This window comes from Streptomyces sp. NPDC039462 (assembly GCF_055639375.1).
The window spans coordinates 166,906-178,494 of record NZ_JBVKAO010000009.1 but is presented as its reverse complement, the minus strand read 5'-3'; the positions used below and the strand labels follow the sequence as shown (position 1 = coordinate 178,494).

At 72.6% G+C, this 11,589-nt stretch carries 10 protein-coding genes and 1 tRNA gene; 8 read left to right on the top strand and 3 right to left on the bottom strand.

Going from position 1 to position 11,589, the window contains the following annotated elements:
- Positions 1–70: 70 nt before the first annotated feature.
- Both ACZ7LU_RS36160 and ACZ7LU_RS36155 read right to left on the bottom strand, forming a co-directional pair.
- The gene (locus tag ACZ7LU_RS36160) at positions 71–784 is read right to left on the bottom strand and encodes a FadR/GntR family transcriptional regulator (protein ID WP_398298105.1); all 714 of its coding nucleotides are present in this window, start codon (positions 782–784) and stop codon (positions 71–73) included.
- A gap of 89 nt (positions 785–873) precedes the next feature.
- Positions 874–947 (bottom strand) — tRNA-Lys (locus tag ACZ7LU_RS36155).
- 208 nt (positions 948–1,155) lie between these two features.
- Between ACZ7LU_RS36155 and ACZ7LU_RS36150 the strand changes: the two genes are divergently transcribed.
- The 8 genes from ACZ7LU_RS36150 (at position 1,156) to ACZ7LU_RS36115 (ending at position 9,340) form a co-directional block, all read left to right on the top strand.
- A complete protein-coding gene (locus tag ACZ7LU_RS36150; RefSeq protein WP_471919171.1) occupies positions 1,156–2,262 on the top strand; it encodes a peptidoglycan-binding protein in 1,107 nt (368 codons plus the stop codon).
- A gap of 77 nt (positions 2,263–2,339) precedes the next feature.
- Positions 2,340–3,512: an SPFH domain-containing protein gene (locus tag ACZ7LU_RS36145; RefSeq protein WP_468311796.1), complete on the top strand. Its 1,173-nt coding sequence runs from the start codon at positions 2,340–2,342 to the stop codon at positions 3,510–3,512.
- Positions 3,496–4,140 (top strand): AAA family ATPase, encoded by a 645-nt coding sequence (locus ACZ7LU_RS36140; protein ID WP_471919170.1) that lies wholly within the window; start codon positions 3,496–3,498, stop codon positions 4,138–4,140. The genes ACZ7LU_RS36145 and ACZ7LU_RS36140 overlap by 17 nt, the downstream gene beginning before the upstream one ends.
- 78 nt (positions 4,141–4,218) lie before the next feature.
- Positions 4,219–4,821 carry a lytic polysaccharide monooxygenase auxiliary activity family 9 protein gene (locus ACZ7LU_RS36135; protein WP_398298097.1) on the top strand — a complete coding sequence of 201 codons (603 nt, stop codon included), beginning with the start codon at positions 4,219–4,221 and terminating at the stop codon, positions 4,819–4,821.
- 168 nt (positions 4,822–4,989) lie between these two features.
- Entirely contained in the window at positions 4,990–6,651 is a 1,662-nt protein-coding gene (locus tag ACZ7LU_RS36130) for an AMP-binding protein (protein ID WP_471919169.1), read from the top strand.
- Between the two features lie 309 nt (positions 6,652–6,960).
- Positions 6,961–8,289, top strand: a complete 1,329-nt coding sequence (locus ACZ7LU_RS36125) for a sensor histidine kinase (RefSeq protein WP_471919168.1) — start codon at positions 6,961–6,963, stop codon at positions 8,287–8,289.
- Positions 8,253–8,927 (top strand): LuxR C-terminal-related transcriptional regulator, encoded by a 675-nt coding sequence (locus ACZ7LU_RS36120; RefSeq protein ID WP_468311785.1) that lies wholly within the window; start codon positions 8,253–8,255, stop codon positions 8,925–8,927. The genes ACZ7LU_RS36125 and ACZ7LU_RS36120 overlap by 37 nt, the downstream gene beginning before the upstream one ends.
- 80 nt (positions 8,928–9,007) lie before the next feature.
- On the top strand, positions 9,008–9,340 hold the full coding sequence (locus ACZ7LU_RS36115) for a hypothetical protein (protein WP_398298089.1): 333 nt from the start codon (positions 9,008–9,010) through the stop codon (positions 9,338–9,340).
- Here ACZ7LU_RS36115 and ACZ7LU_RS36110 read toward each other — a convergent pair.
- A complete protein-coding gene (locus tag ACZ7LU_RS36110) occupies positions 9,315–11,474 on the bottom strand; it encodes an MMPL family transporter (protein WP_471919167.1) in 2,160 nt (719 codons plus the stop codon). The genes ACZ7LU_RS36115 and ACZ7LU_RS36110 overlap by 26 nt on opposite strands.
- Positions 11,475–11,589: the final 115 nt, after the last annotated feature.

The window sequence follows — 11,589 nt, the reverse complement described above, 5'->3', positions numbered from 1 at the left end:
CATGCTGCCCCCCTGGCATCGCCAGGGTTCTACGCCTCACGGCATGATCGCAAGAGCGAAAACAAGGGGTTTACCGGTCATACGAGCGATTTGGAGTGTCTGCTGGGACGGGTGAGCTCAGACGGGTACGGATGTTGCCGAAGTGCTCGCGTATGGCCTGCTCAGCGCGGAGAACGTCACCCGAGCGCACCGCGGCGAGGATTTCCCGGTGCTGGCGGCAGGTGACCCGGGGATCCAGCGGAACGTCCACCAGGTCCGTACGAACCTTGTGGAAAGCGTCCCAAAACGCCTCCAGAACCTCACCGAGCAGCAGGTTTCCCAGGCCGCGGTAGAGCGTGGCGTGAAATGCCCGGTCGGTCTCGGCGCGCACGGCGCCCTCCGGGGATGCCGCCTCGGCCTCCATCCGTTCCACCAGGGCGTCGAGTTCGGCCAGGTCGTCGTCCGGGACGCGGCCCGCGAGGCGCGCGATCAGCCCGGTCTCCACGGCCTCGCGCAGCTCCAGGAGCTGGAGCAGGCTGTCCTCGCCGCGGTAGTGGCCCGCGACCGTGCGGAAGGCGAGGCCCTCGATCATCGGCGCGACGGACATCGGACCGACATATGTCCCGAAACCGTGCCGGATCTCCACGATCCCCATCGCCTGGAGCGCCTTGAGGGCCTCCCGCACGGAGTTCCTGCTGACCCCCAGGCGCTCCATCAGCTCGGGCTCCGTCGGCAGGGAGGCGCCGGAGGGCAGCCTGGAATCGATGATGAGCTTCTTGATCCGCTCCTGGATGTCGCGCGCCATGGCGACACGTTAGCGGTACGGATGCGGGGACCGGCCCCGCGCGGACACGACGAAGGCCCCCCGCGTGAACGGAGGGCCTTCGCTGTCTGTGCGCCGCCAGGGACTCGAACCCCGGACCCGCTGATTAAGAGTCAGCTGCTCTAACCAACTGAGCTAGCGGCGCCTGCTGACCTGGATAACTCTACCGGATGCCGAGGGGTGGTCCCGACCATCCGGCGGCCGCCCGGCGGGGCCCGCCGGGCCCCGGCGGGCCCCGCCGGGCGGCCCGATCCATCATTCGGACCGTCAACATGCGATATCCCGGGACAGTTGAGAAACTGACGGACGTGCAGATGCGCGAACATTCTTTTCCGGGGTGTGAGGGGAATCGCATGGAGGCCGCTCCGCTGTTCGAGGAATTCATCCCCGAGAGCGACTGCGACTGTCCCGGCTGTATTCACCGGCGCCGCACGACGGCGCACGCGCTGCCCCGGCGGCTCGGTGGTCACCCCGCGGCGCACGGCGCGCGCCGCGCCCTCGTCCTCGCCGCCGCGGCCGGCACGGTGCTCGGCGGCCAGACGCTGCCCGCGGTGGCATCGGCCGAGGTGGGAGGCCGTTCGGCAGGACCGGAGGCGAGCCCGGCGGACGACGGCGGCCCCGACACCCCGCAGGGCACCGCGAGCCCGCTGTACGGCCGCCCCGGCGTGGGTCTGGCGGGCCCGCCAGGGGCGAGCGGGGTCCGGGCGATCACCCGGACGGAGATCATCAACCGGGCCAAGGCGTGGGTCGCCGAGAAGGTCCCGTACAGCATGGAGAAGTACCGCCCCGACGGCTACCGGCAGGACTGCTCCGGCTTTGTCTCCATGGCCTGGAACCTCGGCGGCAACGAATGGACGGGCAGCCTCGACACCTACGCGACGCGTATTACGAAGGACCAGCTGCAGCCCGGCGACATTCTTCTCTTCCACAATCCGGCGAACCCCACCAATGGCTCACACGTGACCATTTTCGGGGGCTGGACGGACTACACACGCACGCATTACCTCGCATACGAACAGGCCCGCCCGCACGCCCGCAAACAGTCCACTCCCTATGGCTACTGGACGTACAAGGACCGCTACGTGCCCTACCGCCACAAGGGCGTGGGCGTCGGCCCTCCGGCCGGCTCGGGGCCTGCGGCCACCGCGCCGACCGACGTCGGCAGCAAGGTGACGCAGGGCGATGGCAGTGCCGGTTCCGCTTCGTCCGGCGGTGCGGGGGTGCCCGCCTATCCGGGGCGGGGTGTCTTCCGTCCTGGCCAGTCCCATCCGGCGATCGAGCAGCTCGGCAGACAGCTGGTGCGCAAGGGCTTCGGCCGGTACTACACGCGAGGTCCCGGCCGCTCCTGGAGCGAGAGCGACCGGCGCAACGTGGAGGCGTTCCAGCGCTCCCAGGGGTGGCGGGGCGCGGCGGCGGACGGCTTTCCGGGGCCGGAGACGTGGCGGCGGCTGTTCCGGTGAGCGGAGCGTTGGGTGGACGCGCGCTTCCGGAGCGCGCGGAGGTGCGGGAGCCGGACAAGGTCGATGCGGAGGCAGGGATGAGCGCGACGGCAGCTTCAGAGTCACCGGCCCCGCGGGCCGACGGGGGGCCCGAGACGGGCGCCGCGCGGTTGCCGCGGGTGATCCAGAGCGAGGCCACCACAGAGATCCCCGTGCACCTGCTCTTCCGCGACGATCCGGACGACGTGACGGGCGTCGCGCTCCCGCCCGCCGTGGTGCGGCGCAGGCGGGGCACGGGGGAGCAGCCGCGGACACCGCGCCGTCCCGCGCCGATGCCCCTCGCCGCGCCGGTCGCCCGGCCGGTGCCCGACGTCGACCCGGCTCTCGTGGAGCGGCGGGCACGGGTCCTGCCCGGCCTCGCCGGGGTGCTCGGCGGCTGCGCGGGCGTCGCGGGGTGCGCGCTCTCGCTGTGGTGGGCGGGCGTGCTGCCCGAGCCCGTACCCGCGGTGACGGGACTGCCGGGCCACGAGGGCGTCCGGCTCGGCCCCGCGCAGTGGGCGTCGCTCGCCGGGTCGGGGGCGCTCGGCCTCTTCGGGTTCGGCGGCCTGGCCCGCGGCCGGGTCGGCAGGGCCTGGGTGCTGAGCCTCTTCGGCCGCTACCGGGGCACCGTCCGCCGCACCGGCCTGATGTGGGTGAACCCGCTCCTGCTGCGCCGCCGTGTCGACGTACGGCTGCGGCACTGGCGGAGCGAGCCGATGCCGGCCGTGGACCGCGGCGGCGTCGCCCTGCGCGTCGTGCTGCTCGTCGTGTGGCGGGTGAAGGACCCCGCGCGGGCGACGCTCGCGGTCGAGGACCACCAGGAGTATCTGCGGGAGTGCGTGGAGGCGACCACGGCCCGGGTCCTCTCGCGGCTGCCCGCCGACGCCTTCCACGACGACGCCCCCACCCTGCGCGACGCCGAGGCCGTCGGCGCCGCGCTGACCCGGACGCTCGCCGCGGACGCGGAGGCGGTCGGCGTCGAGATCTTCTCGGCGCAGCCGACCCGTATCGAGTACGCCCCCGAGGTCGCCGCCGCGATGCAGCGCCGCCGGGTCGCCGCCCTGGACGCACGGCACCGCGACACCGTCCTGACCTCGGTGGTCGACTCGGTCGAGGACACGGTGACGCGGCTGACCACGCGGGGCCTCGTGGATCTCGACGACTACGAGCGCAAGGCCTTGGTGAAGGACCTGACGGTGGCGTTCTATACGGGCCATGGAGAACACCGATGACCTCGACCGTCTCGCCGCCGACGCCCGGAGGCTGACGGCCGGCGTCCCGCGCGCCGTCCTCGGGATCGCGGGGCCGCCCGGCACCGGCAAGTCGACGCTCGCGCGGGCCCTGGTCGAGCGGATCGGCGCGGACGCCGCGTATCTGCCGCTGGACGGCTTCCACCTGTCCAACCGGCAGCTGGCGCGGCTCGGCCTCACCGGCCGCAAGGGCTCGGAGCCGAGCTTCGACGTGGCGGGGTACGTCGCGCTGCTGCGCCGGGTGCTCGACGACCCGGCGCACGACATCTACGTACCCGACTACGACCGCACGCTCCACGAACCGATCGCGGCCCGGCACCTCGTCCCGCCCACCGCCCGCCTCGTGATCACCGAGGGGAACTACCTCGCCTGCGACCTGCCGGGCTGGCGTGCCGCGTACGGCCTCATGGCGGAGTGCTGGTACCTCGACTCACCTGCGGAGGTACGCCAACAGCGGCTCATCGAGCGGCAGTTGGCGGGCGGCAGGACACTGGAGGAGGCCGTGGCCTGGGTCGGGACGAACGACGGGCCCAACGGTGAACTCGTGGAGACGTCGCGGGGGAGATGCGGACGGATCCTCTCCGAGATTGGTATGGACATGTTCAACTAACGCCAATAATCTGAACTTGGTCTAGACCGCAGTGCGCGCACGTCCCACGGAACTCCCCACGTTCGGCAGGAGCGGCACATGCGAAACAAGAAGATGTACGCGGCCCTGGTCGGCCTCGGCACGGTCGGCGCGTTCGCGCTCTCCTCCGGTGGCGCCAGCAGCCACGGCTACACGGACCTGCCGGCCAGCCGGCAGATCAACTGCGCCAAGGGCGTGGTGGCCAACTGCGGCTCCATACAGTACGAGCCACAGAGCGTCGAGGGCCCGAAGGGCTTCCCCGCCGGGGGCCCGGCCGACGGCAAGATCTGCTCGGCGGGCATCGCGGGCTTCAACCAGCTCAACTCGCCCAAGACGCCCGGCGGCGCGGCCTGGCCGACGACGAAGGTGAGCGGCGGTCAGAACTACACGTTCCGCTGGCAGTTCACCGCGCGCCACCGCACCACCGATTTCAAGTACTACATCACCAAGCAGGGCTGGGACGACAGCAAGGCGGTGACCAGGGCGGCCCTGGACACCACGCCGTTCCTCAGCGTTCCCTACAACAGTCAGCAGCCGCCCGCGACCCTGTCGCACAGCGGCACCATCCCCGGCGGCCGCAGCGGTCACCACGTGATCGTCGCCGTCTGGACGGTCGCGGACACGGCGAACGCGTTCTACGCCTGCTCGGACGTCCAGTTCTGACGAGGTCTCCCCGCGTCCTTGCCGGTTCTGGGCACAGCCCGAGGGTCTTCCCCACACCCCACGGGTAGGGTCCGCGCACGCCGTGCCGACCACACGGCGTGCGCGGAGCCGTACGCGAACACGCGCCGGACTCCCCATCTGACGCTCCATCAATTACCGTGCGCGGCCATGGAGAGCACCGGAAGCACGGTCGCGGAACTCGTACAGGCGCGCTGGGGCGACCACCGCACCGGCCTGCGCCACGCGGGCGGCCGGCTGAGCCACCACCAGGTGACGGCCGGCGCGGCGGCCAGGGCCGCGCTCCTCGCCGACCTGCTGCCCCCGCACGGCGAACGCCACATCGGCGTCCTGCTCGACAACACCCCCGAATTCCCCCAGTGGTTGAGCGCGGCCGCGCTCGCGGGCGCGGCGGTCGCCGGCATCAACCCCACGCGGCGCGGCCCGGAGCTGGCCCGCGACATCCTGCACACCGACTGCACGGTCCTCGTGACGGAACGGACCCTTCTGCCGCTCCTCGCCGGGCTCGAACTCCCGGGCGTACGCGTCCTCGTGACCGACACCGACGCCTACGCCGACCTGCTGGCCCCCTACGCCGACGCGAAACCGGAGATCGACCGGACCGTCCGCCCCGACAGCCGCATGCTGCTCTACTTCACCTCCGGCTCGACGGGCGCGCCCAAGGCGGCGATCTGCAGCCAGGGCAGGCTGGCCGCGGCGGGCCGCTCCCTGGTCCAGCACTTCGGGATGCAGGCCTCCGACACGCACTACATCTGCATGCCCATGTTCCACGGCAACGCGGTGATCGCGGACTGGGCTCCGGCGCTGGCCGCGGGGGCGGGGGTGGCGCTCCGGTCCCGCTTCTCCGCGTCGGGCTTCCTCCCGGACGTCAGGGAGTTCGGCGCGACGTACTTCACCTACGTGGGCCGGGCCGTCCAGTACATCCTGGCCACGCCCGAGCGGCCCGACGACCGGGAGAACCCGCTGCGCGTCGGCTTCGGGACCGAGGCGGGGGCGGTGGACGCGGCGCGCTTCGAGGAACGCTTCGGCGTGCGGCTCGTCGAGGGCTACGGCTCCTCCGAGGGCGGTGCGGCCATCCAGCGCACCCCCGGCACACCGGCCGGGGCGATCGGCCGCGCGGCACCCGGGGACGACCTCGCGGTGGTGGACCCCGAGACGCGGCGGGAGTGCGAGCCGGCTCGATTCGGGGTGGACGGGCGCCTCTTGAACGGCACGACTGCCATAGGGGAACTGGTCAACCGGGGCCCGAACCCCTTCGAGGGGTACTGGCGCAACGAGGCGGCGCAGGCGGAACGGTGCCGCGACGGCTGGTACTGGACGGGTGACCTCTTCTACCGCGACGCCGCGGGGTTCCTCTACTTCGCGGGCCGTACGGACGACCGGCTGCGGGTGGACAGCGAGAATCTGGCGGCGGCGATGATCGAGAACATTCTCGCGCGGTACGAGGGGGTGGTGGCCGTGGCGGTGTACGCGGTGCCCGACCCGGTGGCGGGCGACCAGGTCATGGCGGCGCTGGCCCCACCGCCGGACACCCCCTTCGACCCGCGCTCCTTCTCCGCCTTCCTCCTCGCCCAACCGGACTTGGGGACGAAGATGGCTCCTGCCTACGTCAGGGTGGTTCGGCGGATGCCGACGACTGCGACGAACAAGGTGGCGCGGGGGTTGCTGCGCCGCGAGGCGTTCCTCTGCGAGGACCCCGTCTGGTGGCGCCCCCCGGGCTCCGGGTCCTACCGCCGCCTCACCCCCTCCGACGTGTCATCCCTCCTGACGAGGTACGCCACGCAATCCCGTGCGGTGCTTTTGGGCCGGTGACTTGTGCCCTGCGACGTCCCGCTCGGGTAGGAGCACCGAGCCCGCCGCTTCGCGGCGGATGTTTCCCACCCACCCACCCGTTTGCCCCGCGACGTCATGCGGGAGTAGGGGCAAGGCCCCCCACCGGGCCGCAGCCGCGAGCGCGCCCGAGGGGACGTGGGGGTATGTGCGAACGGAGCACCGAGCCAGCTCTGGCGTCTTTGTTCGGGCAGCGTGGCGCAGGGATGGCGAGTACGCACATACCCCCGCGGCCCCGCCCCACAGGCGGGCAGGAGGCGGACCCCGCCAGCATCCGTCTACCGTAGGGCCATGGCTCGGGGGAGTGTGGTGGTTCGGCTTTCGGAGGGCGCTGTGCCTTGGCGCAGTGTCGTGTATCTGCTGGGAGGGGGGGTCCTCGGTGCCGGGATCCTCGTCCTGGGGCTCGTCCTCACCACCGTAGGCGTCCTCCTCAGCCTCGTCCTCATCGGCATCCCCCTCCTCGGCGCCCTCGCCTTCGCCGGCGTCCCGGTCGCCGCCCTGGAACGCCGCCGCCTGCTCTTCGTCGATCCCACTCGCGCACGCATCCCCGCACCCACCCCCCACCGCACCCCCACCACCCCGGGCATCCCCGCCTGGTTCCGTCTCCGGCTGAAGGAGCAGGCGACCTGGCGCGAACTCGCGTACACCGTCCTGTTCGCCCTCGTCCTGTGGCCGCTCGACCTCCTCGTCCTCGCCTGCACCACCGCCTTCCCCGGCCTCCTCCTCGTCGCCCCGGCCCACCTCGCCCTGACCGGCGGCCCGGGACAAGGAGGGGTCCGGCCCGCCAAGCTGTGGCTCGTGGAGTCGTACCCCGCGGCGTGGGGCACCGCGCTGCTGGGGCTCGTCCTGCTCATCGCCCTCGCGTACCCGCTCGGCGCGTACGCCACGGCCCGCGCCGCGTTCACCCGCCTCCTTCTCGCCCCGCGCGAGACGGAGGCCGCCGACGCCCTCGCGGAGGTCACCCGTTCACGCGCCCGCCTCGTGGACGCCTTCGAGGCCGAACGCCGCCGTATTGAGCGGGACTTGCACGACGGGGCGCAGCAGCGGCTCGTCGCGCTCACCATGACCCTCGGGCTCGCCCGGCTCGACGCACCCCCGGACAGTCCCCTCGCCGAGCAGCTCGCGACCGCGCACGACGAGGCGGGCCGCGTCCTCACGGAGCTGCGTGAGCTGATCCGCGGCATCCACCCCCAAGTGCTCGCCGACTACGGCCTCGCCGCGGCGGTCGAGGACGCCGCGGACCGCTCGGCCGTCCCCGTGGAGACGGTGACGGAGACCGACGACGGCACCCCGCTCCCGCGGCTCCCCGAAGCCGTCGAGTCCGCCGCCTACTTCGCGGTCCGCGAGGCCCTCACCAACATCGGCAAGCACAGCGGCGCCACCCGGGCCCGCATCACCGCCACCCACACCGGCGGTGTACACGGTGTACTCCGCATCGACGTGCGCGACGACGGCCGCGGCGGCGTCGACCCGGCCCGCGGCACGGGACTCACCGGCCTCGCGGACCGGCTCGCCGTCCTCGATGGCACACTGACGGTCGTCGGCCCACCGGGCGGCCCGACCATCCTGTCCGTGGAGATCCCGTGCCAAGCAGCAGACCGACCGGCGGCCGAAGCCTGAGAGTCGTCCTCGCCGAGGACAGCGTGCTGCTGCGCGAGGGTCTTATCGGCGTCCTGGCCCGCTTCGGGCACGAGACGGTCGCCGCGGTGGGCGACGCGAACGCGCTGCGGGACGCCGTGTCGGCGTACGACCCGGACATCGTCGTGACCGACGTGCGGATGCCGCCCGGCTTCCAGGACGAGGGACTGCGGGCGGCCGTCGCGCTCCGGGCGGCACGGCCGACGCTCCCGGTGCTCGTACTGAGCCAGTACGTCCAACGGTCCTACGCCGCCGAGCTCCTGGACACCGGTGACGGCACGGGCGTCGGCTATCTCCTGAAGGACCGCGTGGGCCAGGTCGAGCAGTTCGTCGACGGGCTCACGACGGTCGCGGAGGGCGGCACGGTCGTCGACCCGGAGGTCGTACGGCAGTTGCTGCGCCGCCGCCGCGACCCGCTGGAGCAGCTGACTCCGCGCGAGCGCGAGGTGCTCGCCCTCGTCGCCGAGGGCAGGTCGAACGCGGCGATCGCCGCCGAACTCGTCGTCTCCGAGGCGGCGGTGGGCAAGCACATCGGCAACATCCTCGGGAAACTGAACCTGCCGCCGGCGGACGGCACGCACCGCAGGGTGCTCGCGGTCCTCGCGTATCTGCGGGCGTGAGGAATCCGGGCGTGAGGAATCCGTGGTGAACGAACACAAGTCGGTAAAACCGCGCGTGTGACCGATTACGATTCTGGTCCATGAGCGCGCCAGACCAGACCACCCCGGCCCCGAGCGACACCCCGCAGGGCACCCCGGACACCCCGGAGAACGAGGCGCCCACCCCCGCCGCCCGCGCCCGGCGCGCCCGTATCGCCGCGGCCTCGCTGCTGATGGCCGCGGCGGCGGTGGTCCTCGCGCTCCGGCTGGCGAGCCGGTCGTCCGTCCTCGTCGTCGGCGTCTACGGACTGCTGCTCATCCTCTGCGGCGGAGTGATCGAGCTGAGCCGCCGCGGCCGGACCAGGCTCGGCACCTGGCTCCTCGCCGCGGGGCTCGCGGCGGCGCTGGTCATGGACGGTTTCGTTCTGTCGTAGCTGTCGTAGCACCTTTCTCGGACATGGGCGAGGTCGTGAACTCCCTTACGCCATAACGCTCGTGGAGGCGCCGCAGCGGCCCCGGCGCCCACCACGCCCGGCTCCCGAGCAGCGCCATCGTCGCCGGAACGAGGAGCATGCGGACCACGGTCGCGTCGATGAGGACGGCCAGGGTCAGACCGAGCCCGATCTGCAGGATCGGTGAGAAGCCGCCGGTCATGAACCCGGCGAAGACGATGGCCAGGAGCAGCGCCGCACAGCTGACCACGCGCCCGGAGCGGCGCAGGCCCTCGACGACGGCGGTGCGGTGGTCGCCGGTCTCCGCCCAGCTCTCCCGCATCCGGGAGAGGATGAACAGCTCGTAGTCCATGGCGAGCCCGAACGCGATGGCGATGATGAGCGGCGGCGCCGTCAGGCTCAGCGCGCCGAGCCCCTCGCCGCCGAGCAGCGACGCCCCGTGTCCGTACTGGAAGACCCAGGTGACGACGCCGAGCGCGGCGCCGAGGCTGAGCAGCGTGGTGGCGAGGGTGCGCAGGGGGATCAGGACGGACCCGGTGAAGGCGAAGAGCAGCGTGAACAGGCCGACGAGGACGGTCAGTACGGCCCAGGGGGCGCGCTCGGCGAGCATCGAGCGGAAGTCGACGAGGCGGGCGGCGTTGCCGGTGACCTGGACCGGCTCGGCGCCGCGCAGATCGCGGACCCGCTCGACGAGGCCGGTCGCGGTCGGCCCGTCGACGGAGCCCTTCGGGGTGAGTTCGAGAAGGACGGTGCCGTCGCGGAGACGCTGGCGTTCGGACGCCGCGATGCCGGGCAGCGCACGGATCTTGCGCTCGCAGTCGGCGGGGGCACCGGGGCGTACGAGGACGCTCACGGGGTCGGTGCCGGCCGCGGGCGGAAAGTGCTCGCGCACGGTGTCGTGGAGCTGCCGGGCCTCGGTGTCGCGCGGCAGCTGCCGGGCGTCGCCGATGCCGATGCGCATCCCGAAGGCGGGCACGGCGAGGACGACGAGAGCGGCCCCCACCAGCACGAGCACGGCAACCGCCCGCCGGGCGGCGAACCGCCCCACCCGCGCGAAGACCTCCCCGTCCCGGCCCTTCCCGTCCCCGCGCGCCCCGAATCGTCCCGCCCCCGCGGCCGAGATCTTCCCGCCGAACCGTGCGAGCAGCGCCGGGAGCAGCGTCAACGCCGCCAGCATGTCGACGACCACCACAGCCCCGGCCGCGAGACCCATGCTGCGGAGGAACGGGCTGGGGAACCAGAGCAGGCCCGAGAGGCAGATCGCGACGGTCAGGCCGGAGAAGAGGACGGTGCGCCCGGCACGGGCGACCGTCGCGTGCACGGCCCCGGCGACATCGAGCGCCCGTGCCCGCTCCTCGCGGAAGCGGACGACCATCAACAGCGCGTAGTCCACGGCGAGTCCGAGCCCGAGCATGGTGACGATCTGGACGGCGTAGACGGAGATGTCGGTGAGCAGACTGAAGCCGTACAGGATCAGGAAGGCCCCGGCGACGCCGCTGACGGTGACGAGCAGCGGGAGCCCCGCGGCGCGCAGGCCGCCGAAGATGAGCAGCAGCACCAGCAGCACGGCGGGCAGCGTGATCAACTCGGCCTTGGCGACGTCCTCCTGGGCCCGCGTGCCCAGCTGCTCGCCGAGGAGGGGGCCACCGCTGACGGCCACGTCGGCCGCGTCGATCTGGCGGATCAGGTCGGCCGCGTCGCCGACGGTGTCCTCCTCGGCGTCGTCGTCGAGCCCGCTCTTGAGGGTGACGGGGATCAGCAGCGCCCTGGCGTCCTCGGCCACGAGACCGCGCCGGTCGTAGGGGTGGGGGACCTCGGCGACGCCGGGCAGCGCACGCACCGCGGCGACGGCGCGGCCGACCTCGGCGCGCAGCCGGGGCCGGTCGACGTCACCGCCGCCCGAGACGACGGCGGTGATGGTGGCGCCGGACGGGTCGAGGTCGTCGAGGAGCTCGTCGGCGACGACCGACTCGCTGCCCGGCACGTCCTCCACCGTCGAGGTCAGATCCCCGAAGACCCGGCTCCCGAAGCCGAGTCCGAGGACGAGCAGGCAGATCCACACGGCGATCACGGTGAGCGGGCGGCGTGTCGCCGTCCGGGCGAAGGTGGCGAGCATGACGGCTCCTGGGGAGTGACCGGACTGTCCGCCCAGAGTCGTCCCGGAACCGCCCCCGCGAATCACCGCGCGGAGCGGTCTTGTCCCCTCCCTCGCCGGAGCGAGCACTCACCCG

Coding starts and splice junctions, on each gene's coding strand:
- ACZ7LU_RS36160 (WP_398298105.1), bottom strand. CDS start 784: ATGGCGCGCGACATCCAGGAGCGGATCAAGAAGCTCATCATCGATTCC.
- ACZ7LU_RS36150 (WP_471919171.1), top strand. CDS start 1,156: ATGGAGGCCGCTCCGCTGTTCGAGGAATTCATCCCCGAGAGCGACTGC.
- ACZ7LU_RS36145 (WP_468311796.1), top strand. CDS start 2,340: ATGAGCGCGACGGCAGCTTCAGAGTCACCGGCCCCGCGGGCCGACGGG.
- ACZ7LU_RS36140 (WP_471919170.1), top strand. CDS start 3,496: ATGGAGAACACCGATGACCTCGACCGTCTCGCCGCCGACGCCCGGAGG.
- ACZ7LU_RS36135 (WP_398298097.1), top strand. CDS start 4,219: ATGCGAAACAAGAAGATGTACGCGGCCCTGGTCGGCCTCGGCACGGTC.
- ACZ7LU_RS36130 (WP_471919169.1), top strand. CDS start 4,990: ATGGAGAGCACCGGAAGCACGGTCGCGGAACTCGTACAGGCGCGCTGG.
- ACZ7LU_RS36125 (WP_471919168.1), top strand. CDS start 6,961: ATGGCTCGGGGGAGTGTGGTGGTTCGGCTTTCGGAGGGCGCTGTGCCT.
- ACZ7LU_RS36115 (WP_398298089.1), top strand. CDS start 9,008: ATGAGCGCGCCAGACCAGACCACCCCGGCCCCGAGCGACACCCCGCAG.
- ACZ7LU_RS36110 (WP_471919167.1), bottom strand. CDS start 11,474: ATGCTCGCCACCTTCGCCCGGACGGCGACACGCCGCCCGCTCACCGTG.